General features: G+C 68.7%; 25 protein-coding genes and 1 tRNA gene. 12 read left to right on the top strand and 14 right to left on the bottom strand.

Annotation, left to right across the window (positions count from 1 at the left end; all coding sequences use genetic code 11):
• The first annotated feature begins 1 nt into the window (after position 1).
• Entirely contained in the window at positions 2–916 is a 915-nt protein-coding gene (locus E4P24_RS12725) for a GNAT family N-acetyltransferase (RefSeq protein WP_115891480.1), read from the top strand.
• Positions 917–965: 49 nt separating this feature from the next.
• Here the strand turns inward: E4P24_RS12725 and E4P24_RS12720 are convergent, their stop codons facing one another.
• Positions 966–2,003, bottom strand: a complete 1,038-nt coding sequence (locus tag E4P24_RS12720; protein ID WP_115802897.1) for a PAS domain-containing protein — start codon at positions 2,001–2,003, stop codon at positions 966–968.
• Positions 2,004–2,196: 193 nt separating this feature from the next.
• Entirely contained in the window at positions 2,197–3,279 is a 1,083-nt protein-coding gene (gene carA, locus E4P24_RS12715) for a glutamine-hydrolyzing carbamoyl-phosphate synthase small subunit (RefSeq protein WP_049921865.1), read from the bottom strand.
• A 97-nt stretch (positions 3,280–3,376) separates the two neighbouring features.
• On the opposite strand from carA, the gene E4P24_RS12710 reads away from it, so the two are divergent.
• From E4P24_RS12710 to E4P24_RS12695, 4 genes are all read left to right on the top strand, one after another.
• The gene (locus E4P24_RS12710; RefSeq protein ID WP_004042482.1) at positions 3,377–3,790 is read left to right on the top strand and encodes an Lrp/AsnC family transcriptional regulator; all 414 of its coding nucleotides are present in this window, start codon (positions 3,377–3,379) and stop codon (positions 3,788–3,790) included.
• A gap of 69 nt (positions 3,791–3,859) precedes the next feature.
• The gene (locus E4P24_RS12705) at positions 3,860–4,429 is read left to right on the top strand and encodes an NUDIX domain-containing protein (protein ID WP_004062449.1); all 570 of its coding nucleotides are present in this window, start codon (positions 3,860–3,862) and stop codon (positions 4,427–4,429) included.
• A complete protein-coding gene (locus tag E4P24_RS12700; RefSeq protein ID WP_188148553.1) occupies positions 4,416–4,835 on the top strand; it encodes a desampylase in 420 nt (139 codons plus the stop codon). Before E4P24_RS12705 ends, E4P24_RS12700 begins: the two co-directional genes overlap by 14 nt.
• A 119-nt stretch (positions 4,836–4,954) precedes the next feature.
• Complete coding sequence (locus E4P24_RS12695) at positions 4,955–5,653, top strand: SDR family NAD(P)-dependent oxidoreductase (protein ID WP_115891479.1); 699 nt, start codon at positions 4,955–4,957, stop codon at positions 5,651–5,653.
• A gap of 27 nt (positions 5,654–5,680) precedes the next feature.
• Here the strand turns inward: E4P24_RS12695 and kynU are convergent, their stop codons facing one another.
• From kynU to E4P24_RS12655, 8 genes are all read right to left on the bottom strand, one after another.
• Positions 5,681–7,039 carry a kynureninase gene (gene kynU / locus E4P24_RS12690; protein WP_115861862.1) on the bottom strand — a complete coding sequence of 453 codons (1,359 nt, stop codon included), beginning with the start codon at positions 7,037–7,039 and terminating at the stop codon, positions 5,681–5,683.
• A gap of 54 nt (positions 7,040–7,093) precedes the next feature.
• Complete coding sequence (locus E4P24_RS12685; protein ID WP_188148552.1) at positions 7,094–8,134, bottom strand: AIR synthase family protein; 1,041 nt, start codon at positions 8,132–8,134, stop codon at positions 7,094–7,096.
• A gap of 350 nt (positions 8,135–8,484) precedes the next feature.
• Positions 8,485–9,435, bottom strand: a complete 951-nt coding sequence (locus tag E4P24_RS12680; RefSeq protein WP_115802902.1) for an alpha/beta fold hydrolase — start codon at positions 9,433–9,435, stop codon at positions 8,485–8,487.
• Between the two features lie 181 nt (positions 9,436–9,616).
• Positions 9,617–11,863, bottom strand: coding sequence for an amino acid permease (locus tag E4P24_RS12675; RefSeq protein WP_115802903.1), 2,247 nt, complete (start codon positions 11,861–11,863; stop codon positions 9,617–9,619).
• Positions 11,860–12,330, bottom strand: a complete 471-nt coding sequence (locus E4P24_RS12670; protein ID WP_188148551.1) for a universal stress protein — start codon at positions 12,328–12,330, stop codon at positions 11,860–11,862. The genes E4P24_RS12675 and E4P24_RS12670 overlap by 4 nt, the downstream gene beginning before the upstream one ends.
• A gap of 191 nt (positions 12,331–12,521) precedes the next feature.
• Positions 12,522–12,917 carry a hypothetical protein gene (locus E4P24_RS12665; protein WP_004042461.1) on the bottom strand — a complete coding sequence of 132 codons (396 nt, stop codon included), beginning with the start codon at positions 12,915–12,917 and terminating at the stop codon, positions 12,522–12,524.
• A gap of 91 nt (positions 12,918–13,008) precedes the next feature.
• Complete coding sequence (locus E4P24_RS12660; RefSeq protein WP_188148550.1) at positions 13,009–14,028, bottom strand: putative sulfate exporter family transporter; 1,020 nt, start codon at positions 14,026–14,028, stop codon at positions 13,009–13,011.
• Positions 14,025–14,171 carry a hypothetical protein gene (locus tag E4P24_RS12655; RefSeq protein ID WP_158543169.1) on the bottom strand — a complete coding sequence of 49 codons (147 nt, stop codon included), beginning with the start codon at positions 14,169–14,171 and terminating at the stop codon, positions 14,025–14,027. The genes E4P24_RS12660 and E4P24_RS12655 overlap by 4 nt, the downstream gene beginning before the upstream one ends.
• A 208-nt stretch (positions 14,172–14,379) precedes the next feature.
• Between E4P24_RS12655 and E4P24_RS12650 the strand changes: the two genes are divergently transcribed.
• From E4P24_RS12650 to E4P24_RS12635, 4 genes are all read left to right on the top strand, one after another.
• Positions 14,380–15,006 carry an adenylate kinase gene (locus tag E4P24_RS12650; RefSeq protein ID WP_004042457.1) on the top strand — a complete coding sequence of 209 codons (627 nt, stop codon included), beginning with the start codon at positions 14,380–14,382 and terminating at the stop codon, positions 15,004–15,006.
• Positions 15,007–15,156: 150 nt separating this feature from the next.
• Positions 15,157–16,074 (top strand): DUF106 domain-containing protein, encoded by a 918-nt coding sequence (locus E4P24_RS12645; protein WP_004042456.1) that lies wholly within the window; start codon positions 15,157–15,159, stop codon positions 16,072–16,074.
• 218 nt (positions 16,075–16,292) lie between these two features.
• Positions 16,293–16,871: a (d)CMP kinase gene (gene cmk, locus E4P24_RS12640; RefSeq protein ID WP_006601431.1), complete on the top strand. Its 579-nt coding sequence runs from the start codon at positions 16,293–16,295 to the stop codon at positions 16,869–16,871.
• Positions 16,872–16,873: 2 nt separating this feature from the next.
• Entirely contained in the window at positions 16,874–17,743 is an 870-nt protein-coding gene (locus tag E4P24_RS12635) for an RNA-guided pseudouridylation complex pseudouridine synthase subunit Cbf5 (protein WP_004062460.1), read from the top strand.
• 9 nt (positions 17,744–17,752) lie between these two features.
• Here the strand turns inward: E4P24_RS12635 and E4P24_RS12630 are convergent, their stop codons facing one another.
• Positions 17,753–18,037, bottom strand: a complete 285-nt coding sequence (locus tag E4P24_RS12630) for a hypothetical protein (RefSeq protein WP_004042450.1) — start codon at positions 18,035–18,037, stop codon at positions 17,753–17,755.
• Positions 18,038–18,210: 173 nt separating this feature from the next.
• Between E4P24_RS12630 and E4P24_RS12625 the strand changes: the two genes are divergently transcribed.
• Positions 18,211–18,281: transfer RNA gene (locus tag E4P24_RS12625), tRNA-Pro, on the top strand.
• 452 nt (positions 18,282–18,733) lie between these two features.
• On the opposite strand, the gene E4P24_RS12620 is transcribed toward E4P24_RS12625, so the two are convergent.
• The 3 genes from E4P24_RS12620 to asd form a co-directional block, all read right to left on the bottom strand.
• Positions 18,734–19,003, bottom strand: coding sequence for a hypothetical protein (locus tag E4P24_RS12620; protein ID WP_004042445.1), 270 nt, complete (start codon positions 19,001–19,003; stop codon positions 18,734–18,736).
• Between the two features lie 297 nt (positions 19,004–19,300).
• On the bottom strand, positions 19,301–19,822 hold the full coding sequence (locus E4P24_RS12615) for an HPP family protein (RefSeq protein ID WP_188148549.1): 522 nt from the start codon (positions 19,820–19,822) through the stop codon (positions 19,301–19,303).
• Positions 19,823–19,933: 111 nt separating this feature from the next.
• Positions 19,934–20,968: an aspartate-semialdehyde dehydrogenase gene (asd, locus tag E4P24_RS12610; RefSeq protein WP_188148548.1), complete on the bottom strand. Its 1,035-nt coding sequence runs from the start codon at positions 20,966–20,968 to the stop codon at positions 19,934–19,936.
• Between the two features lie 197 nt (positions 20,969–21,165).
• On the opposite strand from asd, the gene pccA reads away from it, so the two are divergent.
• Both pccA and E4P24_RS12600 read left to right on the top strand, forming a co-directional pair.
• Positions 21,166–22,965 carry a propionyl-CoA carboxylase biotin carboxylase/biotin-carboxyl carrier subunit gene (gene pccA / locus E4P24_RS12605; protein WP_115802914.1) on the top strand — a complete coding sequence of 600 codons (1,800 nt, stop codon included), beginning with the start codon at positions 21,166–21,168 and terminating at the stop codon, positions 22,963–22,965.
• Between the two features lie 68 nt (positions 22,966–23,033).
• Complete coding sequence (locus tag E4P24_RS12600) at positions 23,034–24,086, top strand: biotin--[acetyl-CoA-carboxylase] ligase (RefSeq protein WP_188148547.1); 1,053 nt, start codon at positions 23,034–23,036, stop codon at positions 24,084–24,086.
• Positions 24,087–24,130 lie beyond the last annotated feature (44 nt).

Here is a 24,130-nt window from a genome sequence, read left to right as displayed (position 1 = left end):
GATGGAGATTCGACCCGCCCGACCCGAGGACTACGACGCGGTCGCCGCGTTCACCCGCGACACGTGGGCCGACCGCGGCGGGTCGGACTACATCCCCGACATCTACCACGACTGGATTTCCCCCGGCGAGTTAGCGCAGGCGACGCTCCTCGTCGACATGGGCGAGGAGACGCCCTCCGACGACGTGGCCGCCATCGCGCAGGTCGTCATGCTGTCGGAGTACGAGGGGTGGGCGCAGGGTATGCGCGTCGCGCCCGACTACCGCGAACAGGGTCTCGCGACCCGACTGTCGCACGCGCTTCTCGACTGGGCGCGCGAGCGCGGCGCGCGGCGTGTCCGCAACATGGTCTACTCGTGGAACGTCCCGAGCCTCGCCAACGCCCGCACGGTCGGGTTCGACCCCGGCATCGAGTTCCGCTGGGCGACGCCCGACCCGGACGCGACCGCCGACCCGGCGGCAGCCATCCGCGACGACGCCGACGCCGCGTGGACCTACTGGACCGGGAGCGAGGCGCGAACCGCGCTGTCAGGGCTCGCGCTCGACCCCGTCGAGACGTGGGCGCTCTCCGAGTTGACCCGCGACCGCCTCCACGACGCCGCGGCCGACGACCGACTGTTCGTCGTCGGGGACGACCGCGCGACCGGATTCACCTATCGCAACCGGACCTACTCGCGCGAACGCGACGACGAGGGCGAGGGCGAGGAGACGTGGGCCGAGTACGCGGTCGCCGCGTGGGACGACGCGTCGGCCTGCGAGTCGCTGTTGGACGCGATTCGACGCGACGCCGCTTCGGTCGGCGCGGACCGGACGCGCGTCCTGTTCCCCGAGCGCATCGACTGGATTACCGACGCCGCACTCGCTCGGAGCGACCTCGCCGAGGAGCCGACGTTCGTCATGGAAGCCGACCTCTCCTGACGGGCGCGCAAGTGCGCGCTTTCGACGACCGTCGACCGCCGACCGTCGGTCAGTTCCAGTCGACGCCGCGGACTTCGAAGCGCGCCCCGCCGAGCTCCGAGTCGCCCACGTCGAACTGCCAGCCGTGCAGGTCAGCGATTCGCCGCGCCGTCGAGAGATGCGTGGCGTCGTAATCGACGCCGAGCAGCTGGTTCGAATCCGCGGTCACCGCCGCGAGCTCTTCCGGTGACGGGCGGGGGCCGTCGTCGTCGACGTAGAAGCCGTCGGCTGTCGTCCCGACGACGACGCTGGACGACGAACCGGACGACGCGTTCCGCTCGTAGCAGTTCGTGAGCACCGCGACCAGAAACAGGCCGAACAGGTGGGTGTCGGCCGAGAGCGACCCGTCGCCGACGACCCGGAGCGAAGCGTCGTCCGCGCCATCGGGCGACGCGAGGGCCCGTGCTTGCGCGACGTGCGGGCGGAACTCCACCGCCCCGAGGTCGAGCGTGCTCGGTTGCCCGGCGACGGCGATGCCCCACTCGACGAGCGAATCGATGCGCGAGAGGCTTTCGGAGAGCGTCACCGCGGCGTCGCCGTCGACCGCGGCGAGTCGCTCGACGGACGCGGTGGCCGACGCGAGCTGGGCTTTGAGTTCCGAGGCGAGCACGCTGACGAGCGCCGCGAGGTGCTCGTTTTTCTCGTTGACCTGCAGCTCCGCGAGCCGCCTGTCGGTGATGTCGAAGTGGGAGACGAGCGCGAAGCTCCCGTGCCTCGGCGTGTCTATCGGGACGACCCGGAGCGCGAACCACCGGTAGACTGCGGGCGAGTGACACGGATACTCGGCGGTAAAGAGGTCGCGGTCACCCCTGAGAACCGCGCGGATGCCGTCGGCGACGACGCCGGCAATTTCGTCGGTCTCGCGGGCCGCGTCGCACACTGCAAGGTAGTTGACACCCGTCGAATCGGGGTCGCCCGCGTAGTCGTTCGCGTCGGCGAACGCCCGCCACGACCGGTTCGTGTAGACGATGTCGCCGCGGCTGTCGAGGAGCGCAATCGTCGCCGGGAACTCCTCGAAGCCGCGTTCGATGAGCGATACGTCGTCCATCACAGAGCGTACGCTGGGAACCCGTTTGACAGTTTCTACCACGGCGGGGAACGACGAACCGCCCGCTCGCGGCGCGAGATATTCGAAAAGCGGTGTTCGGCCGCCGGCGGTCGTGGTGCAGTCGACCGGGCGTCTGGAATCGGGTCAGTCGCGGTTGCGATTGTGGTCGCGGTCGCAGTCGCGGCCGCGGTGGTCAGTCCGAGGCGACGGCTCGGGGCTTATGCTCGTTTCCCTCCGTACCCGCCATGGCGAGCACGTCGTCGAAGAAGCCGAGCGAGTCGTGGGGGCCGGGGTGGGCTTCGGGGTGGTACTGGCGCGTGATGACGCTCAGTTCCTCGCTGGCGAGGCCCTCGGCGGTGTCGTCGTTGACGTTGACCTGCGTCACGTCGAGTTTGTCGCCGGGGTCGGCGACGGTGTAGCCGTGATTTTGGGTCGTCATGACGACCTTGCCGGTCTGGAGGTCGCGGACGGGCTGGTTGACGCCGCGGTGGCCGAAGGCCATCTTTTCCGTGGTGCCGCCGAGCGCGCTGGCGACGATTTGCTGGCCGAGGCAGATGCCCGCCAGCGGGACCTCGCCGGCGAACTCCTCGACGAGGTCGTGCGTCGCGGTGTAGTTCTCGGGGTCGCCGGGGCCGTTCGAGATGAACAGCACGTCGGGGTCGAGCGCGGACACGTCCTCGGCGTCCGCGTCGTAGGGGAGCACGTGCACCGTCGCGCCGCGGTCGACGAGGGAGTCCACGATGGACCCCTTCGCGCCGCAGTCGACGAGCGCGACGGTGGTGTCGCCGTCGCCCTCGAACGTCGTCAGTTCGGTCGTGGTGACCTGCGCGCCGATGTCGACGTGCTCGCTCATGCCCTTACACTGCGCGAGTTCCTCCTTCGCGTCCTCCGGCGTCACGTCCTCGCCGACGGCGATGCCGACCTTCATCGCGCCCTCCTCGCGGATGGACGTGACGAGGTCGCGCGTGTCGAGGTGGTCGACCGCCGGGACGCCCTCGTCTGCGAGCCACTCGACGACCTCCTCGGTGAACTCGCGTGCGACGGCCGCCCGAGGGTGGACCCGGTCGGACTCGAATCGCTCGGCTCGGACGCCGTAGTTCCCGATGAGGGGGTACGAGAAGGTGAGGACTTGTTCTTCGTACGAAGGGTCGGTCAGACTCTCTTCGTATCCCGTATATGCGGTTGTGAACACCAGTTCACCGCGTGTGCGCCCCGGAACACGGCCACGCGCTTCGACCACGCGTCCGTCTTCCAGCGCCAGATAGGCGTCCGACATTACGAGAAACGAACGGAACACGGGTGCATAAGTGTTACTTTCGAAGTCGAGTTACGAAATTCGTAATCGGTAAGTCGCTGGGGTGGGCACGTGGTGTATGGACGAGCTTGACCGACGCATTCTCGATATCCTTCGACGGGACGCTCGGACCCCCAACACGGAGATTGCGGCCGAGGTCGGGACCTCCGAGGGGACCGTCAGAAACCGCGTCGAGCGGTTGGTCGAGGAGGGCGTCATCGAGCGCTTTACGATTTCGACCCGCACGGGGAACCTGAAGGCGATGATAGAGGTGACCGTCGCGGTCGACGTGGACACCAACGACGTGTCCGAGCTGATGGCCGACTGGAAGGACGTGGACTTCGTCTGGCAGGTCTCCGGCGAGGAGGACATCGTCCTCGTCGTCGACGCCGCCGACACCCGCGCCGTCAACGACCTCATCACCCGCGCCCGCGAGCACGACGACGTGAAAAGCACGAAAACCCGCCTGATTCTCGACGAGCGCCTCGGCTGACGCCGCGCCGCCGCGTGGTCCGCGATTCGCATCGAAGCTTAGTTGACCCCCGACTCCGACGGAAGGCACATGAGCAACGCAGCGGCCGACGAGGCTACTGAACTCCACAAGAACGCAGCGCAGGACGTCATCGCCGTCGACTCCGACGACAACGCGGAGGGGACGGTCAACCGACTCGACGCCCACACGGGCGACGGCATCCGCCACCGCGCCTTCACCTGCCTCGTGTTCAACGAGGAGGGCCAGATTCTCCTCGCCCAGCGCGCCCCCAACAAGCGCCTGTGGGACACTTCCTGGGACGGCACCGTCGCCTCCCACCCCGTCGAGGGACAGACCCAAGAGGAAGCCACCCGAGAGCGCCTCGAAGAGGAACTCGGCATCTCGCCCGACCAGTACTCCGACCTCCGCGTCACGGACAAGTTCGAGTACAAGCGCTACTACGAGAGCGCCGGCCTCGAATGGGAGGTCTGTGCCGTCCTGAAGGTCACGCTCGAAGACACCTCCCTCGACCCCGACGAAGAGGAAATCGCGGGCATGCTCTGGGCGGACTACGAGCACCTCCACGACAACCCCGAGTGGTACCGCCAACTGCGTCTCTGCCCGTGGTTCGAAATCGCCATGCGCCGTGACTTCGAGTAGGCTCTCGCTCGCAGCCGACGCGCGAGCGGCGATGCTCTCGCACGCCCGCGAGGGTGCCGCCGCCGACCCGCCCGCGGAGGTCTGCGGCGTCCTCGCCGGCGACGGCGACGCGCGCACCGTCACCGCCGTCCACCCCGTTTCGAACGTCGCCGCCGAGCCGCGGGTCGCCTACGAACTCGACCCCGAGGAGACGGTTTCGATTCTCGAAGCGGTCGAGGCCGCCGGCGACGACGCGGTCGGCTTCTACCACTCGCATCCCGAGTCAGACCCGGTCCCGAGCGCGACCGACCGGGAACGGGCCTCGTGGCCGGGCTACGTCTATCTCATCTGCTCGCCCGACGGCCGACTGTCCGCCCACGAGTGGACCGGCGACGAGTTCCGCGAACTCTCCGTCGCCGTCGAGTGACTCGGTCCTCGGCCAGTCGCCGCCGAGTGACCTGCCGACCCTCCGACCGGTCGCCCGCGCTCGACCCGCGCCCGACACGCTTCGGTGAGAATATCCTTTCTCAGTTCGCAGACGCAGCCATGGAACCCGACCGCTACGACGACCTCGACGGACAGGTCGCGCTCGTCACCGGCGCGAACCGCGGCATCGGCCGCCAGATAGCCGCCAACCTCCGCGACCGCGGCGCGACGGTGTACGCGGGCTCCCGAAGCGTGACGAACGAGACGCCCGAGGGCACCGAACGCGTCCTCCTCGACGTGACCCAAGAGGGCGACATCGAGGAGGTCGTCGACGGCATCTTCGCCGACCAGAACCGCCTCGACGTCCTCGTCAACAACGCCGGCGTCGGCGGCGAGGGCGAGGACATCGTCGCCGAACCGACCGAGCGAATCGACCGCACGCTCGGCGTCAACCTCCGCGGGCCGATGCTCCTGTGCAAGCACGCCGTTCCCCTGCTCCTCCAGACCGACGGCGGCCGCGTCGTCAACGTCTCTTCGGGCATGGGCGCGCTCGGTGAGGAGCAGTCCGGCGGGTCGCCCGCGTATCGAATCTCGAAAACCGGCCTCAACGGCCTCACGGCCTACCTCGACGGCCAGTACGGCGACGACGGCCTCATCGCCAACTCGGTGTGTCCCGGCTGGGTCCGCACCGACATGGGCGGCGAGGAGGCGAACCGACCGGTCGAGAAGGGCGCGGAGACGCCGACGTGGCTCGCCACGTTCAAGCCCGGCGCGCCCTCGGGGAAGTTCTGGCGCGACAAGGAAGTCATCGACTGGTAAGCGACCGACACCCCGCCGGCGCGCCCCTCACGTCACGCCGCCGCGCTGCCTCTCGAACGCCTCGTATTCCCCGTCGTCCAGAATCTCGCGGAAGTGCTCGACCGCCCGGTACACGTCCTCGAAGCCGACGTACGCCGGCGCGGGAGCCACGCGGACGACGTTGGGCCGGCGGAAGTCGACGACGACGCCGCGCTCCTTGAGCGCGAGGCTGACGCGGTAGGCCTCGGGGTGTTCGACCGCGACGTGGCCGCCGCGGGCCGCGGGGTCACGCGGCGTGCCGACCTCGCACTCGGGCAGTCGCTCGTCCACGAGGTCGATGAGGTAGTCCGTGAGCGCCAGCGACTTCTCGCGGAGGGCGGTCACGCCGCCGGCGTCCTCGACGATGTCGAGCGCGCCGTCGAGGGGGGCCGCGGACAAAACCGGGACCGTCCCGGACTGGAACGCGCCGGCCGACTGCGCCGGCTGGTAGGTCATCGCCATGTCGAACTGCGTCTCCTTGTCGTTGCCCCACCAGCCGGCGAGCGCGGGCGTGACGCCGAAGTGGCGCTCGTTGACGTAGAGGCCGGCGATGGAGCCGGGGCCGGCGTTGAGATACTTGTAGTGACACCAGACGGCGAAGTCAACGCCGACCTCGGAGAGGCTGTGGGGGACCGCGCCGACCGAGTGCGCGAGGTCGAAGCCGGCCAGCGCGCCGGCCTCGTGCGCCGCCTCGGTGAGCGTCTCGATGTCGAACAGCTGACCGCTCCGGTAGAGGACCGAGGGGAGAAACACCATCCCCACGTCGTCGTCGACGGCGTCGAGCACGTCCTCGGTCTCGATGGTCCGCCCGTCGCGGCTCTCGACCACGCGGAGCGCCTCGTCGGGGTCGCGGCCGGCCGCCCGGAGTTGCGCGCGAATCGCGTAGTGGTCCGTCGGGAAGTCGAGGTCGTCGACGACGATTTTCTCGCCGCGGGCGGGGTCGTAGAACGTCCCGACGAGCGCGTGGATGTTGACCGTCGTGGAGTTGGCGACGACGACCTCCTCGGGCTTTGCGCCGACGAGCGGGGCGAGTCGGTCGCCCAGTCGCTCGCCGTAGCTGAACCACTCGGGGTCGGCGTCGGTCCACCCGCGGATGGCGAGGTCGCGCCACTCGTCGACGACGCGGTCGAGCGCCGCCTCCGCGTCGACCGAGAGCGGGCCGAGCGAGTTGCCGTCCAGATACAGTTCGCCGTCGGGGACGAAAAAGCGGTCGCGGAGGTCCGAAAGCGGGTCCGCCGCGTCCATCTCGCGGGCGGCGTCGACGGCGGGGTCGCTGGAGTCGCTGGGGTCGTCGGGGTCGCTGGAGTCACCGAGTTCGTCGGAGTCGCCGGAGTCACCGAGTTCGTCGGGGTCGCCGGAGTCAGTCATACGCGACCTGAAGCGCCCGCGCGACAAGTAGTGCGAGGGCCGAGGCGGCGCCCCTTATTCGTCGGCGTCCGACTCGTCGGCCTCGCGGGCGAGTCGCTCGTAGGCGGCCCACGAGGGGTCCACGTCGGGGTGTTCGATGCGCTCGCCGTCGACGACGACGCCCTCGCCCGCGACGACGGTGCCGGCGACGCCGACGGGGGTGCCGCGGGCGTCGAGCGCGGCGACCACGTCGTCCGTGACCGAGGGGTCCGTGGCGACGACGAGCGACCCGGCGGTGGTCGAGCGCCACGGGTCGATGCCGAGGTACTCGCAGGTCTCGCGGACGCCGGGACGGAACGGGACGCTCGACTCGTCGATTTCGAGTTGGACGCCGGCGCTCCCGGCGACTTCGTTGAGCGCGCCGTGGACGCCGCACTCGGTGGCGTCGTGCATGGCGTGGACGCCGCGGCCGCCGGCGGCCGAGACGGTCATCGCGTCGCGGACGGCGTCGGTCTCGTCGAGTCGGTCCTGCGCCGCGGCGAGCACGTCGGCGTCGAGGTCGGAAAAGGCGTCGGGAAACAGCGTCGTCAGGAGGCCGGTGGCCTCGACGCCCGGCCCCTTCGTCACGAGCACGTCGTCGCCGGGTTTCGCGCCGTCCGGGCGGACCACGTCGTCGTGGTCGCCGACGGCGAGGGCGGTCGCGCCGCCGACCCACGGGTACGAACAGCCGGCGTAGCGGGCGGTGTGGCCGGTGACGATGCTGACGCCGAGGTCGTCGGCCTCATCGTGCATCGCTTCCCAGAGTTCAGCGAACTGGTCGTCGGTCATCTCGGGCGGGAGCGTAAAGGAGACGGCGAGATGCGAGGGGTCCAGCCCGGAGACGGCGATGTCCGAGAGGACGATGTCGATGGCGAACCGGCCCGCGCGCTCGAAGCCGAGGGCGGGGAGCACGGAGACGGGGTCGGTCGCGATGGCGACCGCGGTGCCGTCGATATCGAGGAGACCGAAGTCGACGCCGTGGGTCGGGCCGAGCGCCACGTCGTCGCGGGCCGCGCCCAACCGCGGGTAGATGTACTCGTCGAAGAACTCGCGGTCGACCTTTCCGAGGTCGGTCATACGCGTCCTCCGGGGGCCGCGAGTAAGAACGTACTCATCCGTCGCCGGCGGGGCCGGGACGGATTGCGGTTTCGGTCTCGGTTTCGGTCTCGACGCGGGTCGCGCTCGCCCGGTTGGTCGGCGCGGTCGCTCGCCGGTCGAAAGGTGGGACGGTCCCCCGTCCCTGCTCATGAAGAGACGCGGAGACGGTTCGAAGGGGCATGGAAAGTCCCACCACCGGACTGCTCCCGCGTCGGTTCGACCTGAACGCCGGACGTACAAGAACCTCGCTAAGTTCCCTCGATGGACCTATATAGCTCCATCGAGGATGCGGAGAATATAGCCGCTTTAGAAACATCGCCTTCCGGCGGTCAGACCGGTCGGTGGCCCGCCTCGTCGGGGGTGTTGTTCGGGGTCCGCCACGCGTCGTCGAGGTGTTCGACGACCGCGCGGGCGACGGCGACCGGCTCCTCGTGGTGGACCCAGTGGGTCGCCTCCTCGAACGTCTTGAGGTGGCCGTCGTCGCAGAACGCGAGGCTCTCGCGCGCCATCTTCGGCCGGAGGAACCGGTCGCGGTTTCCCCAGACGACGAGCGTCGGCACCTCGACCGTCTCGGCTCGGGGGCGCGGGCGCTCGCGGACAACCGCCCGGTACCAGTCCACCATCGAACCGTAGGCCCCGGGCACCGACCACGCGGCGCGGTAGCGGTCGAGGTCGGCCGCCGAGAACGTGCCGGGGAGCGCGGAGCCGGTCATCGCCCGCTCCAAAACGGCCCAGTCGCCGACGGGGGCGACGAGCTCGGGGAGCTTCGGCAGTTGGAAGAACAGGACGTACCAGCTCCGAAGCTGTTGGCCCGGGTCGCGTCTGAGGTGTCGGGCGAGCACCGTCGGATGCGGGAGGTTCATCGCGGTGAGCGAGCGCACCCGGTCCGGGTGGTGCAGCGCGGTCCACCACGCCACCGCGCCCCCCCAGTCGTGGCCGACGACGTGGGCCGTCTCGTGACCGAGCGCGTCCGCGACGCCGACCACGTCGCCGGCGAGTTCGTCGATGCTGTACCACTCGACGCCCGGGGGACGGTCGCTCAGGTTGTAGCCGCGCTGGTCGAGCGCGACGACCCGGTAGCCCGCCTCCGAGAGCGGGCGGAGGTAGTCCGCCCACGCGTACCAACACTCCGGGAAGCCGTGGAGGAGGACGACAAGTTCGCCGTCTTCCGGCCCGGCTTCGACCGCGTGGAGCGTGACTTCGCCCGCGTCGATGCGGCGGCTCGTCGCCTCGACGGACAGCTCCACGTCGTCCCACGACAGCCCCGATTGCTTCGCCATACCCCTCGCTACGGCGGCGAGAGACAAATGTACCGCGGCGACTGGCGACCGCCGTCGTCCGCGGTCCGCGAGAAGCGAGTCGGTTCCGCGGGGCTGACGGGACGGCGAAGGGCGGTGAGAGGGGTGCGGAACGGGGCGAGTCGGATCGGGGCGCGAGCGGGTCGGAGCGGGTCGGAGCGGACTACCCGAACAGGCGCTTTCTGATGCTCCGAGCGCGACTCTGTTCGGCCATGAGCACCGAACACTCCACGTCGTCGACGACGTCCATGACGACGGTTCCGCCGACGAGCCGCGAGAGGAGGCCGCGTTCCGTCGCGCCGACGACGAGCAGCGACGCGTCGGTCGCGTGGGACTCGATGGCCGCCTCGACGTCGCCGGTCTCGACGGTGAGCGTGGCGTCCCCGAGGTCGCGTTCGTCGGCCCACTCCCGGAGGAAACGCTCGCCCTCGGCCGCGTCGTCGGCGACGTGCAGGAGTTCGATTTCCGCGTCGCAGAACTCGCGGAGGACCGAGGCGATGGACGCCGAGAGGTCGGAGTCCGGGCCGCCGGCGGTCGGCACGAGTACGTGCGAGGGGTCGAAGCCGCGGTCCTTCAGCACCAACACGTCGTAGGGGAGCGCGTTGGTCATCTCCTCGACCGCGCTCTCGGCGCGGCCGGGCGACCCGTGGCTGTCGGGGCCCCAGCCCATGACGACGAGGTCGGCGTTGTACGTCTCCGCCGCGTCGAACACCTCCTCGAACGACCGGTGGGAGAGGACGGTGTGGGTCTCGATGTCCACGTCGAGTTCGTCGGCGTCGACGCGGGCCTGTTCGAGCAGGCGGTCGGCCTCGGCGAAGTCGTACTCCTCGCGGGCCGATTCGAGGGCGGTCTGGTCCGGCACTTTCACGATATGGACGCCGACGAGCGTCCCGCCGTTTGCCTTGGCGACCGCGCCGCCGAGCGACACGAGGTCGCGCTCGCTTTCGGGGTTCGAAAGCGGGACCATGACGCGGTAGCCGCCGTCGGGCTGGACCGTCGAGGCCGCCGACACCGCGGCGTCGGGCATCTCGCTCGACCGAGAGAGCACGTACCGCGAGAGGATGCCCCGCTTGTCGGTGCGCTCGCGGGCGTAGAACAGGTACCAGACGATACCGAAGACGACGAACAGCACCGACAGCCCGATTTCGATGGGGTCGAGGAAGGCGATGAGTCCGAAGGAGAACACCGCACCGAGAATCGGCGTAATCGGGTAGAGCGGAACCGTGAACTCGGGGTCGTAGTCGGGCGCGTCTGACTCGCGCATCACGATGAGCGCGAGGTTGAGAAGCCCGTAGACGATGAGGTGGAGTGCGCTCCCGGCCTTCGCCAGCACCTTGATGTCGTCGACGGCGACGAGCGAGAAGACGATGATGAAGCCCGTGACCGCGATGGAGCGGTACGGCGTCGCGAACCGCGGGTGAATCTCGTTGAGCCACGCCGTGACGAGTTTGTCGCGGCCCATGGCGAAGTTGATGCGCGACGACGCGAGGATGGAGGCGTTCGCGCTCGACGCGGTGGCGAGGAGGCCGCCGAAGATGATGAGTCCCGCCCCGAGCCCGCCGAGGCCGAGCGCGGACTCGAACGAGAGTTGCGCGACCTCGACGACGGGGTCGGCACCGGCGGCCGACAGCTCCTGCCACGGCTTGACCGACGCCATGACGATCATCAGGATGGCGTACATCGTCGTGACGATGACGACCGAGCCGACGACCGCGAGCGGGAGGTTGCGGCCGGGGTTCTTTATCTCCTCGGCGACGGTTGTGATTTTCGCGAAGCCGAGGAAGGAGACGAAGACGAGCGCCGTGCCGGGGAGCACCGCGCCGTAGCCGCCGAGTTCGCTCGGCGCGAACGGGCGGAGCGTCGTGAGGTCGGCTTCGAGGAAGCCGAGTATCGAGAAGGCGGTCAGGATGACGACGAGCGTGATGACGATGACGACCTGGAGCGCGCCGGTCTCCTTCGCGCCGACGTAGTTGACGCCGATGAACAGGAGGCCGGCGAGTATCGCGGCCACCTGCACCGCAGACAGGGAGACGACGCCGAGACTCACCGCCGGTATCGACACGACGCTGACGAGGAAGTCACCGAAGCCGATGACGTAGAACGCCGAGGCGAACGCCAGCCCCATCCAGTTTCCCATGCCCGCGATGGAGCCGAAAAGCGGGCCGAGGGCGTGGTTGACGTAGTAGTAGCTCCCGCCGGCTTTCGGCATCGCGGTGCCGAGTTCGGACGCCGACAGCGCCGTGAAAAGCGAGATGACGCCGCCGACGACGAACGAGAGCGCGACGGCCGGGCCGGCGATGCCGTACGCCTCGCGGGGGAGGACGAAGATGCCCGCACCGATCATCGTTCCGACGCCGATGGTGAGCGCGGCGACGGGTCCGAGGTCTTTGGCGAGTTCCTCGTCGGTCATGTTTCACCCCCGGCGTCGCCGTCGTCGTCCGCTCCGGCCGGCAAAACGACCACGGGGCGGTCGCTGTGCCGGACCAGTTGGTCGCGGACCGCGCCCGAAAACAGGTCCCACCACGAGCGACCGCCGCGCGGGGTGAAGACGATTGCCGTTGCGTCGGCCTCGGCGGCGGCTTCGAGGATGGCGTCGCCGACATCGGTCGCAAACCGGAGGTCGGTGTGGAGGTCGATGCCGGCGTCGTCCGCGGCGCGGCGGGCGACATCGAACAGTTCGTCGGCGACCTCCTCGCGTTGTTCGACGCTGGCTTTGTCCGGCGCGCCGCCCGCCTTCTCGATGACGTGGACGACGGAGGCCCGACCGCCGGCCGCGGCGATGTGCGGGAACGCCGCGGCGCAGGTGAGCTCGGCGTCGTCCGCGTTCGCAATCGGCAGCAGGGGACGCGAGAACAGCGGTTCGACGTGTTCAGTCATCTGTCGAACCCACGGGAGTGGTGTGACAAAAGCGGTTCCGCCCGGCGGAACGGGATTGTGCGGGGACGACTGCGCCCGATTCACAACGTGACCGTCGGGAATTCATGTGCCGGGATTGTGCGCCAATCGGTTTAGAAGTTCGCAAACCGGGGTACGGTGTCGGGCGAATCGACGCGGGAGAGACGGAGGCCTCAGACGGCGGTGACCCACGCCCGGTAGCCCTCGTCGCGGCCGTAGACCGCCTGAAAGACGCGGTCCGCGAAGCCGGCGAGGCGGTTGGCGTCCGAGCGGGCGGTGATGCGGACGTTCGTCCCCTCGGCCTCCTCGGGGCTCTCCAACTGGTCGATGCGGAACTCGGGGAACTCCGAGAGCAGTCCCTTGAGCCGGTCGAGTTCGGCTTCGGTCACGTCCATGTTGAACGTCTGGTCGGCGAACTGAATCCACGGGCCGGGCCCCTCGCCGTCGATGTCGTCGAGGCGCTCGGCTTCGATGGTGAGAAAGGCGCTGCCGCGGTCGCGGTGCGCCGACACGGCGTCGGCGAAGAGCTTCCGGCGCTCGCGGGCGGTGTCGGCCTCGAATCGAGTCATGCGGGTCGATACAGCCGCGCGGTACAAAAGCGACCCGCGTCGGGGCGGGTGCGGCGTCAGTCGGACGGCGACCGAGACGGCCGCCGGCGCATCAGAACAGCGCGAGGACAGCGGCGAGCGCGAGCGCGCTGACGGTCAGTAGTTGCACGCCGAGGACGGCGAGCGGGGCCGCGCCCGTCCGCCGCATCGCGTCGAGTCGAACGTCGAGGCCGAGGCCGACGAACGCGAGCGCGAACAGGGCGTCGCTGGCGGTGCCGACGGTGGCGAGCGTCGCGTCCGAGAGCAGGCCGAGGTTGGCGACGGCGGCGACGGCGACGAAGCCGACGAGGAACCGGGGAACGCCGTCGAAGACGGCGCACAGGCCGGTCGCGGCCTCCTCGGCGCGCCCGGCGTAACGGACCGCGTAGGCGACGGCGACGAAGCCGAGCATGGAGTTGCGCGCGAGTTTGGTGACGGTCGCCCAGCGGCCCGCCACCTCGGAGTGGGCGAAGCCCGCCGCGGTGACGGGGCCGGTGCTGAACATGCTCAGGCCGGCCCAGATGCCGAACTGGCGGCCGGACAGCGGGAGCAGGTCGCCGGCGATGGGGAACGCGGCGAGCGTGAGCGCGTCGAACAGGAGGACCGCGGCGACGACGTGGGCGAGCGACTCGCCGTCGGCGTCGATGGTGCCGGCGATGGCGGTGGCCGCGGAGACGCCGCAGACGCTCGCGCCCGCGGCGAGGAGCGACCCGGTCTTGTCGGCGAGGCCGAACACGCGCCCGGCGACGGCCTCGACGAGGAGCACGCCCGCGGCGACGGTGACGACGACGAGCGCGACGAGCACCGGCCCCGAGGCGACGAGTTCGTCGACGGCGATGCGAGCGCCGAGCAGGACGATACCCGTTTCGAGGAGGAGTTTCTGCGTGTCGACGCCGGGGCGCGCCCAGTCGGGGACGCCGACCGTGTTGGCGACGGCGGCCCCGAACAGCACGCCGAGCAGGAGCGCGTTGACGCCGGGGACGAAGCCGGCGACGAGCGCCGCCGCCCCCGCGAGAGCGACGAGGACGCCGACGCCGGGGGCGAGTCGCGCGAGCCGACCGATGCCGGCGTCCGAACCCTCCCCGGCGCTCACGGCCCGAGCGCCGCGAGGACGGTCACGACGACGAATCCGAGGGCGGTCGCGCGCCAGCCGCGTTCGAGCGTACACCACAGTCTGTACGCGCGCTCGACGGCGGTCGCGCCGAGCGCGTCGCGCATGAGGGACGAATCGCGCATTTGCCGGAGTCACGAGGGCCGCGCCGTTGAACGTGTCGCTTCCGTCTTCGAAATCGGCAACAAATACCCCGAACACTGCGGTGAGGCGGCCGAGCGAGCGATAGGACGACGAACAAGGAGCAACATTTTCTTGTTCCTCTGACCATCGTCGTCGCAGAACTCAGTACGTATCTTCAACACTATATGCTCTCGCCGGATGGGGTCAGATATGGCAAAGCGCATCCTCTTGCTCGGAGCGCCGGGCGCAGGTAAGGGCACACAGTCGAAGCGACTCGCCGAGACCTACGGCGTCGAACACGTCACTACCGGCGACGCGCTGCGCGCGAACAAGGACATGGAGACCGAGTACGGGACGCCCCGCTCGTTCATGGAGAAGGGCGAACTCGTCCCCGACGCGGTCGTCAACGAAATCGTCGAGGCCGCGCTGGAAGACGCCGACGGCTACGTCCTCGACGGCTACCCGCGGAACCTCTCGCAGGCGGAGTACCTCACCGAAATCACCGACCTCGACGCGGTCATCTACCTGAACGTCGCCGAGTCCGAACTCGTCGAGCGCCTCACCGGCCGCCGCGTCTGCGACGACTGCGGCACGAACTTCCACGTGAAGTTCAACCAGCCCGAAGAGGAGGGCGTCTGCGACGACTGCGGCGGCGAACTCGTCCAGCGCGACGACGACACCGAAGAGACCGTCCGCGAGCGCCTGTCGGTGTTCGAGGAGAACACCGAGCCGGTCATCGAGCACTACCGCGACGAGGGCGTCCTCGTCGAGGTCGACGGCGAACAGACCCCCGACGAGGTCTTCGAGGACATCCAGTCCGTCGTCGACGACGCGTAAACGCGGACTCGACGCGCGAACCGCCTCATCGACGCAGTTCGGCGCGACGTTTTTCACCGACGAAACGGGAGCGCCAGCGTCGCCGCCGACGCACTCGCTGTCGTCCGCAGAGTAAAACCTTGATAACAGCCGGTTGCTAAAGAGCCGGTAATGGCACGAATCGAATCTCGGGTGCGCGACCTCGTCGGCTCCGACGCCGACATGCGCGCCGCCGTCGAAACCGTCCTCGACCGGGCGGACGACGGAGAAGTCGAGTGGGCCGACGTCCGCGACGAGCTCACGAGCGGCCAGTGGGGTCGCCTCATCGAGAAGGGTATCCTCGTCGACGGCGACGAGGGGTTCCGGCTCGCCGACGCGGGGGAGACCCGCGCCGGCCTCGAAGACGACACGTCCGGCTCCGGCGGCTCGTCGTCCTCGTCGACCGACGTCGACACCGGCGACTCGTCGTGGTCGAAGTACGACAAGGGCGCGGCCGTCGTCACCGTCGGCCTGTTCCTCGGCTACTCCGTCTCCGAGGTTCGGAACGTCATCGGCGGCGTGATGGACGCGGCGCTCGGCCCGCTGGCCGAGATGCTCCCGTTCTACGCCGTCGTGATGGTCCTCGCGCTCGCGACCGGCCTCTACTCCACGCTCTTGCAGGCGAACCTCATGGACATGGAGAAGATGGGCAAGTACCAAGAGCGGATGAAGGACATCCAACAGCGACAGAAGGACGCCAAGGAGCGCGGCGACGACGCGGAGCTCGAAAAGATTCAAGAAGAGCAGATGGAGGCGATGGGCGACCAGATGGGCATGTTCAAAGAGCAGTTCCGGCCGATGGTCTGGATCATGTTCCTCACCATCCCGGTGTTCCTCTGGATGTACTGGGCCATCGGCGTCGGTGGCGGCTCCGACCCGCACATCGTCACCGAGAACATCGTGCTCCCGCTCGTCGGCTCCGTCGGGTGGAAGCAGGGCGTCCTCGGGCCGATGCAGGCGTGGATTGTCTGGTACTTCCTCTGCTCGATGGGCTTCACCCAGATCATCCGCAAGAGCCTGAACATCGACATGTCGCCGTCGGCGTCGTAAGCCAACTGGGCGACAGTCGACCCGGGCGATTCGAGTCGAATCGACCCGCTTCGAGGCAACCTCGTTTCTCTCTCCGTTCCGACCCTCGCCAGCCGCGCATCAGCCGCCGGATGCTCCCTCGGTGCGCCGCCGCGAGGCTCCGCCCGAACCCGTGAGAACCCTCCGCAGGGGTCGTCGGCAACGATAACACCTTTTAGCCGACCGCACCCAGCATGGATATGTTACTGACCGTCTCCGGACCACCGGGCAGCGGAAAGAGTACGACCGCCGCCGCGCTCGCCGAGGCGTTCGACCTCGAACACATAAGCGGCGGGGACATCTTCCGCGAGCTCGCCGCCGAGCGCGACATGACCGCCGTCGAGTTCAACAAACTCGCCGAGGAGGACGACCAAATCGACCGCGACCTCGACCGCCGCCTCCGCGACATCGCGCTCGACCGCGACGACGTGCTCCTCGAATCCCGCCTCGCCGGCTGGCTCGCCGGCGACGCCGCAGACCTCCGTTTCTGGCTCGACGCCCCCGTCGACGTCCGCGCCGAGCGTATCGCCGACCGCGAGGGCAAGCCCGTGGACGTCGCCCGCGAGGAGACGACGACCCGCGAGGCGAGCGAGGCCAAGCGGTACGACGCCTACTACGACATCGACATCACTGACCTCTCTATCTACGATATCGCGCTCAACACCGCCCGCTGGGGTCCCGACGAAGTGACCGCCGTCTGCATCGCCGCGGTCGACTCCTACGATCCCGAGGCCGACGAGGGCAAATACCCGGTCGACGGCGTCCGCTACGACTTCTGACCATGCTCCGAGACCCGCCCGAACACCGCAGCGTCGCCGACCTGCTCTCGTTCGGCGTCGTCAACCTCGACAAGCCGCCGGGGCCGTCGGCCCACCAGGTCACCGGCTGGGTCCGCGACATGGCCGACGTCGACCGCGCCGCCCACTCGGGGACGCTCGACCCGAAGGTGACCGGCTGTCTCCCCACGCTCCTCGGCGACGCGACCCGCATGGCGCAGGTGTTCCTCGAAGGCTCGAAGGAGTACGTCTCCGTGCTCGAACTCCACGGCCCCGCGCCGGCCGACATCGACTCGACCGTCGCCGAGTTCGAATCGAAGCTCTACCAGAAGCCCCCGCGGAAGTCCGCCGTCTCGCGCCGCCTCCGCGTCCGCGAAATCCACGACCTCGACCTCCTCGAAGTGAAAGACAGACAGGCGCTCCTGCGCATCCGCTGTGAGTCGGGCACGTACATCCGAAAGCTGTGTCACGACCTCGGCCTCGCGCTCGGCACCGGCGGCCACATGGGCCACCTGCGCCGGACCGCGACCGACCCCTTCGACGACGCGGACCTCGCGACGCTCCACGACCTCAAAGACGCCCTCGCGTTCGCCGCGGAGGGCGACGAGTCGTGGCTGCGCGACGTGGTCTCGCCCGCCGAGCGAGCGCTGTCGCACCTCCCGTCCGTGACCATCGCCAACAGCGCGGCCCGCGAGGTCGCCAACGGCGCGCCCGTCTACGCCCCCGGCGTCTTCGACGTCGACGCCGACGCCGCCCGCGGCGACCTCGTCGCCTGTTTCACCGACGACGGTTCGGCCGTCTGTCTGGGCGAACTCGTCGGCGACGCCGACGCCGACTCCGGCGAGGTCGTCTCGCTGGAAGCCGTGTTAGTCTGAAGCGAGATACTACTTTCTCCGGCGCTTTTTGTCCGCGTCCGCGAGCGTCTCCGCCTGCTCGTTGACCGACGCGACCTCCCGTTTGGCGTCCGATTTGTCGAGGTCGTAGACGTAGCGCCACGACGCCAGCGGGTAGCCGTGCGACTCCTCGGAGCGGTCCGCCGACGGTTCGGACTCGCTCCCGCGGCGTATCGACCACCACCGAACGGCCGCGACGCCCAACGCGACGAAGACGAGGAGCATCGCGACGAACGGGAGGAGTCCGAGCGGGAGGCTCTGGAGGGGCAGAGTCATACACCGTTGTTGCCCGCGGAGAGACAAAAGCGTACTCGCGGGGCAGCGTCGACGAGCCGGAGGGGTTCGAACCGCACGACGACGGTGCGATACCGTGGCACGCCAGCGCCTCGCGTCGCCGCGACGAAACGAAGGGCTTAACCGCGAGACACGCATCGGTTTGAATGCACCCCGGGACCGTGGGGTAGTGGTATCCTCTGCCGATGGGGTCGGTAGGACCTGAGTTCGACTCTCAGCGGTCCCATACCACCTTTTTACTTCGTCAACTGTCGCTCTCTGAGCGACAGTCTCCTCGCAAAAAGCTGGACCAAAAACGTCCCGCGAGGGCTCGCTTCGCTCGCCTCGCGGTGCAGTACCTGAGTGCGGTGGTGGTTCGTTCACGTATCGACTGAGTGGCTCGGATGGCAACGGGACGGCCGACCGCACCACCCGACGCTCCTCTCCCGTAGAACAGATACGAAAACGCCAGAAACGCCAGCACCGACCCGACGAACACGGCGGAGACGCCGCCGCCGAGCGCCGGACCAAGGACGAGAAACGCGCTCCGTTGCCACTCCTCGACGAACTCGACCATATCCTTTTCAGCCATACAACAGCTCTCGTCGGAGAAAAACCTCGTAGCGACTACGAGACCAACAGCTCGAATCCTCGTCACTCACGGGCAACAGCCGCAAAAAATCGGTCGAGAACCGCTATTCAGGTCGAGACGGCATCGCAGGTCCAGCCGGGGTCGCTCCCCGTCCGCCGGATGAGGTCCGCGCGGCACGCCGGACAGTAGTCGGGGACCGTCGTTTCGCCCCGCGGGACATAGACGCCACCGCCGCATTCCACGCACGCATCGGCGACGACTGTGGTGCAGTCCGCACACAGATTGAAGTCGTCAACCGTGAGGTCGCGCAGCACTTCGAGCTTTTTGTCCAGGATGTACTCGTCGATAACCGCCTGACAGCTGTGGCACGGCTTCATAGCGATACAGCGTGTCAATTGAGACCATGCCACATATACCTGTCGTCGCCGGTGTCTCTTGACGCGGAATATCGGCCGAGGGGGACCGTCTCCGAGTACGGATACTGTCACGAGTACGCGCGAGCGACGCTAGCGCGCCCGGTGCGAACGTGTTTCACAGAATTCATAAGTAACTCGGTGACGAGTTAGTATTTGCTGCTGTCAGAGGCACATCGGGGTGGCGAACGGAATCAGTCACCCACCACACACCCATTCTCCCGCATCTACCGGTTCGCGTACCGCTCCGAGGACCGAAGTTCAGCTCCTCGCGCCCATGTCGGCGGGGTCGTCTCCGTACATCTCGGTGAGCATCGCGTCCGCCACCTGATGTGCCCCTACGAGAATCACGACGCTCCCGACGATGGTCGCGACCGACTGCGGCGTCGAGAGCAGGCCGAGCGAGACGATGAGCGTCGTCGCGCACGCCGGCGGGTGGACCGCGTCGAGTTCGACCATCCCCCAACTCGTCGCGGCAACCGAGATGGCACCGCTCGTGACGAGCCGCAACGTGTCCGTCGATGCGACCGACAGTGACGGGCTAATCGTCACGCCGGAGGCGATGAGCGCGTAGGCCGCGAAGCCGACGGCGGCACCGACGGCGTGGCCGCCGACGATGCGAGTCGAGCGGGGCCGCGTGCCGCGCCGCCGAAACGCCAGCGCGAACGCCGTGGGGCCGAGGCTCGGAAAGACGAACGGCTGGCCGGTGGCCCACGCGACGCCGCCGAGCGCGGCGACGAGCAGGCCGGCGGAGAGCCCCGTTTCGAGGCCGCGACGAGACATGCGACACGCTCTGTCGGCGTCGGGGGAAAACGCTGTCTAATTCGAGCGGGAACGGCGTCGGCGGCGACGCCGAGCGCCGGCCCGGAAGCGACGCCGACGGGCGAGGAGAGCCTAAATCCAGCCCTCTTGGGCGAGCAGTTCGCCGTTGAGGACCGACGCGCCGGCCGCGCCGCGAATCGTGTTGTGCGCGAGGCAGTTGTACTTCACGCCGTGGTCGGTCGACTGGATGCCGCCGGCCGAAATCTGCATCCCGTCGCCGCGGTCGCGGTCGAGGCGGGGCTGCGGGCGGAACTTGTCCTCGAAGACGTGGATGAGCTGTTCGGGCGCGCTCGGGAGGTCGACGCCGGGGTACTCGCGCATCGCGGCGGCGACGTCCTCGGGGGAGGCGTCGTCGGCGAGGTCCGCGAAGACGCTTTCGAGGTGGCCGTCGAGCGTCGGAATGCGGTTACACGAGGCGTTGACCTCCGCGCCGTGGAGCGCGACCTCCGCGCCGTCGAACGAGCCCAGAAGCTTGCGGGACTCCGTCTCCATCTTCTCGTCTTCGCCGCCGATGTGCGGGATGGCGTTGTCGATAATCTCCATCGAGGTGACGCCGTCGTAGCCCGCGCCGGAGACGGCTTGGAGGGTCGTGACGTCGACGCGTTCGAGGCCGAACTGGTCGAGCGCGGCGAGCGTCGGGACCATCGTGATGGTCGAGCAGTTCGGGTTCTTCACGAGCGCGCCGTCCCAGCCGCGCTCGTCGCGCTGGACCTCGATGAGGTCGAGGTGCTCCGGATTTATCTCCGGAATCGTGAGCGGCACGTCGGGGGCCATGCGGTCGTTCGAGGAGTTCGAGGAGACGACGTAGCCCGCTTCGAGGAACGCGGGTTCGACCTCGGCGGCGACCGACGACGGGAGCGACGAAAACAGGAGGTCGATGTCGTCGGGCACGGCCGCGGGGTCGGTGCTGCCGACTTCCATCGCGGCCACGTCGTCCGGGATGGGCGTGTTGACGCGCCACTTCGCGGCCTCGTCGTATCGCTTGCCCGCGCTCTCTTCGCTCGCGGTCAGCGCCGCGAGTTCGAACGTCGGGTGGTCGTCGAGAAGCTGGATGAATCGCTGTCCGACTGCGCCGGTTGCACCGAGGATGCCGACTCGTACTGCCATTACCCGTGTCGTAGTGTGGCACACGCATAAGGCCGTTTGGATTTGAACCAGTATTCGCGGCGTATAGTGCCAGAGAACTGTAATCTCGGCCGTTCCTTCACGGTCGAACACGTAAATCGTCGTCTGTCGAATCGGCCACCGACGTGCGTTGGGAAAATCGATAGAATAACGTGCGGTTCCCTGAAAGACTACCGCAAATGTTCAGCAAGGTTCTCGTCGCCAACCGAGGCGAGATCGCGGTGCGCGTCATGCGCGCCTGCGAGGAGTTAGGAGTCCGAACCGTCGCCGTCTACAGCGAGGCGGACAAACACGGCGGGCACGTGCGGTACGCCGACGAGGCGTACAACATCGGTCCCGCCCGCGCGGCCGATTCCTACCTCGACCACGAGTCGGTCATCGAGGCCGCGCGAAAGGCCGACGCCGACGCCATCCACCCCGGCTACGGCTTCCTCGCGGAGAACGCCACGTTCGCCCGGAAAGTCGAGGAGTCCGAGTTCACGTGGGTCGGCCCGTCGGCCGACGCGATGGAGCGCCTCGGCGAGAAGACGAAGGCCCGCGCGCTCATGCAGGACGCCGACGTGCCGGTCGTCCCCGGGACGACCGAGCCCGCCGACTCCGCCGCGGACGTGAAGGCCGTCGCCGACGAGTTCGGCTACCCGGTCGCCATCAAGGCCGAGGGCGGCGGCGGCGGCCGCGGCCTGAAGGTCGTCCACTCCGAGGACGAGGTCGACGAGCAGTTCGAGACGGCCAAGCGCGAGGGCGAGGCGTACTTCGATAACGCCTCCGTCTACGTCGAGAAATACCTCGAAGCGCCGCGCCACATCGAGGTGCAGATTCTCGCCGACGAGCACGGCAACGTCCGCCACCTCGGCGAGCGCGACTGCTCGCTCCAGCGCCGCCACCAGAAGGTCATCGAGGAGGCCCCGTCGCCGGCGCTGTCCGACGACCTCCGCGAGCGCATCGGCGAGGCCGCCCGCCGCGGCGTCCGCGCCGCCGACTACACCAACGCCGGCACCGTGGAGTTCCTCGTCGAAGACGGCGAGTTCTACTTCATGGAGGTCAACACGCGCATCCAGGTCGAACACACCGTCACCGAGGAAGTGACGGGCCTCGACGTGGTGAAGTGGCAACTGCGCGTCGCCGCCGGCGAGGAACTCGACTTCTCGCAGGACGACGTGGACATCGAGGGCCACTCGATGGAGTTCCGCATCAACGCCGAGGCCCCCGAAAAGGAGTTCGCGCCCGCGACGGGCACGCTCGCGACCTACGACCCGCCGGGCGGCATCGGCGTCCGCATGGACGACGCCGTCCGCCAGGGCGACGAAATCGGCGGCGACTACGACTCGATGATTGCCAAACTCATCGTCACCGCCTCGGACCGCGAGGAGGTCCTCGCCCGCGCCGAGCGCGCGCTCGCCGAGTTCGACATCGAGGGGCTCCGCACGGTCATCCCGTTCCACCGCCTGATGCTCACCGACGAGGCGTTCCGCGAGGGGAGCCACACGACGAAGTACCTCGACGAGGTGCTCGACCCCGACCGCATCCAGGCCGCCGTCGAGCGCTGGTCGCCCGAGGCCGCCGCCGACGATGACGACGACGACGAGGTCACGGAACGCACCTTCACCGTCGAGGTCAACGGCAAGCGCTTCGAGGTCAGCCTCGAAGAGCGCGGCGCGCCCGCCATCCCGGTCGGTGACGCCTCGGCGGGCGGCTCGAACTCCTCCGGCCCGCGCAAGCGCCGCGACGACGGCGACGACGACTCCCAGCAGATTATCGAGGGCGACGGCGAGTCCGTCACCGCCGAGATGCAGGGGACCATCCTCTCGGTCGAAGTCGCGGAGGGCGACGAGGTCGAACCCGGCGACACCGTCTGCATCCTCGAAGCCATGAAGATGGAAAACGACGTGGTCGCCGAGCGCGGCGGCACCGTCTCGCAGGTGCTCGTCTCCGAGGGCGACAGCGTCGACATGGGCGACGTGCTGCTCGTCCTCGAATAGTCGGCTCGGAGCGTCGAACCCAACGCTGAACCGCGAACCTCTTTTCCCGTGCGCCGGTACCGACCACCATGAGCGACACGCGACGCACCCTCCTCGACGCACTCGCTGCGGGCCCCGTCTCCGGGCCCGACCTCGCCGACCGACTGGGCGTCTCCCGCGCCGCCGTCTGGAAGCACGTCGAAGCGCTCCGCGACGAGGGGTTCGGCGTCGAGAGCGCCGGCGACGGCTACGTCGTCACCGACGTGCCGGAGTACGGCGGCCCGGCAATCGAGTACGGCCTCGACGCCGACTACGACGTGGAGTTCCACGAGACGCTCGACTCCTCGAACGACCGCGCCCGCGACCTCGCCGCCGAGGGCGCGAGCGACGTGGTCGTCGTCGCCCGCCAGCAGACCGCCAGCCGAGGCAGGAAAAATCGGGAGTGGTCCGCGCCCGACGGCGGCGTCTGGATGAGCCTGCTCGTCCGCCCCGACGAACCGCCGGCGTACGCCCCGCTGTACACGCTGGCGATGGCCGTCGCCGTCTGCGACGCGGCGCGCGAGGCCGGGGTGGATGCGAAAATCAAGTGGCCGAACGACGTTATCGTGAGCGAAGCGAACGATAACTCGTCGGGCGCATCAGCGTCCGACGGCGCTATCGTGAACGAAGTGATTGATAACTCATCTGACTCGGCAGAGTCAGATGTAGCCGACACGCCAGACAACCGCGGCTACCGAAAGCTCTGCGGCATCCTCACCGAGATGGAAGGCGAGGCCGACCGCGTCTCGTGGCTCGTCATCGGCCCCGGAATCAACGTCAACCTCGACCCCGCGGACCTCCCCGAAGGCGCGACGAGCGTCGCCGCCGAGGCCGCCCCCATCGAGCGCCGCGCGTTCGTCCAGCGAGTGCTCGAACGGTTCGACGAACTGCGCGACGACCTCGACACCGTCCTCCCGGCGTGGCGCGAACGGGCGGACACGCTCGGCAGGCGGGTCCGCGTCCACACCGCGAGCGGCGTCGTCGAAGGCGACGCAATCGACGTCGAACACCCCGGCACGCTCGTCGTCCGAACTAACGAAGGAGACACACGAGTCCACGCCGGCGACTGCGAACACCTGCGCCCGGCCGACGGCGGGCGCTGAGACCGCGACCGAACCCCGCGTACCCCTGTTTCTACTGTTCCGCT

The sequence above is a fragment of the Haloferax sp. AS1 genome, assembly GCF_014530665.1.
GTDB classification, from domain to species: Archaea; Halobacteriota; Halobacteria; order Halobacteriales; family Haloferacaceae; genus Haloferax; species Haloferax volcanii.
This window is presented reverse-complemented; position numbering and strand designations above follow the sequence as displayed.

Coding starts and splice junctions, on each gene's coding strand:
- E4P24_RS12670 (WP_188148551.1), bottom strand. CDS start 12,330: ATGACTGAACACGTCGAACCGCTGTTCTCGCGTCCCCTGCTGCCGATT.
- E4P24_RS12645 (WP_004042456.1), top strand. CDS start 15,157: ATGGCACGAATCGAATCTCGGGTGCGCGACCTCGTCGGCTCCGACGCC.
- E4P24_RS12665 (WP_004042461.1), bottom strand. CDS start 12,917: ATGACTCGATTCGAGGCCGACACCGCCCGCGAGCGCCGGAAGCTCTTC.
- E4P24_RS12615 (WP_188148549.1), bottom strand. CDS start 19,822: ATGTCTCGTCGCGGCCTCGAAACGGGGCTCTCCGCCGGCCTGCTCGTC.
- E4P24_RS12675 (WP_115802903.1), bottom strand. CDS start 11,863: ATGACCGACGAGGAACTCGCCAAAGACCTCGGACCCGTCGCCGCGCTC.
- E4P24_RS12630 (WP_004042450.1), bottom strand. CDS start 18,037: ATGACTCTGCCCCTCCAGAGCCTCCCGCTCGGACTCCTCCCGTTCGTC.
- E4P24_RS12680 (WP_115802902.1), bottom strand. CDS start 9,435: ATGGCGAAGCAATCGGGGCTGTCGTGGGACGACGTGGAGCTGTCCGTC.
- E4P24_RS12725 (WP_115891480.1), top strand. CDS start 2: ATGGAGATTCGACCCGCCCGACCCGAGGACTACGACGCGGTCGCCGCG.
- E4P24_RS12710 (WP_004042482.1), top strand. CDS start 3,377: ATGGACGAGCTTGACCGACGCATTCTCGATATCCTTCGACGGGACGCT.
- E4P24_RS12600 (WP_188148547.1), top strand. CDS start 23,034: ATGAGCGACACGCGACGCACCCTCCTCGACGCACTCGCTGCGGGCCCC.
- asd (WP_188148548.1), bottom strand. CDS start 20,968: ATGGCAGTACGAGTCGGCATCCTCGGTGCAACCGGCGCAGTCGGACAG.
- cmk (WP_006601431.1), top strand. CDS start 16,293: ATGTTACTGACCGTCTCCGGACCACCGGGCAGCGGAAAGAGTACGACC.
- E4P24_RS12635 (WP_004062460.1), top strand. CDS start 16,874: ATGCTCCGAGACCCGCCCGAACACCGCAGCGTCGCCGACCTGCTCTCG.
- E4P24_RS12705 (WP_004062449.1), top strand. CDS start 3,860: ATGAGCAACGCAGCGGCCGACGAGGCTACTGAACTCCACAAGAACGCA.
- carA (WP_049921865.1), bottom strand. CDS start 3,279: ATGTCGGACGCCTATCTGGCGCTGGAAGACGGACGCGTGGTCGAAGCG.
- E4P24_RS12620 (WP_004042445.1), bottom strand. CDS start 19,003: ATGAAGCCGTGCCACAGCTGTCAGGCGGTTATCGACGAGTACATCCTG.
- E4P24_RS12650 (WP_004042457.1), top strand. CDS start 14,380: ATGGCAAAGCGCATCCTCTTGCTCGGAGCGCCGGGCGCAGGTAAGGGC.
- kynU (WP_115861862.1), bottom strand. CDS start 7,039: ATGACTGACTCCGGCGACCCCGACGAACTCGGTGACTCCGGCGACTCC.
- E4P24_RS12695 (WP_115891479.1), top strand. CDS start 4,955: ATGGAACCCGACCGCTACGACGACCTCGACGGACAGGTCGCGCTCGTC.
- pccA (WP_115802914.1), top strand. CDS start 21,166: ATGTTCAGCAAGGTTCTCGTCGCCAACCGAGGCGAGATCGCGGTGCGC.
- E4P24_RS12720 (WP_115802897.1), bottom strand. CDS start 2,003: ATGGACGACGTATCGCTCATCGAACGCGGCTTCGAGGAGTTCCCGGCG.
- E4P24_RS12655 (WP_158543169.1), bottom strand. CDS start 14,171: ATGCGCGATTCGTCCCTCATGCGCGACGCGCTCGGCGCGACCGCCGTC.
- E4P24_RS12685 (WP_188148552.1), bottom strand. CDS start 8,134: ATGACCGACCTCGGAAAGGTCGACCGCGAGTTCTTCGACGAGTACATC.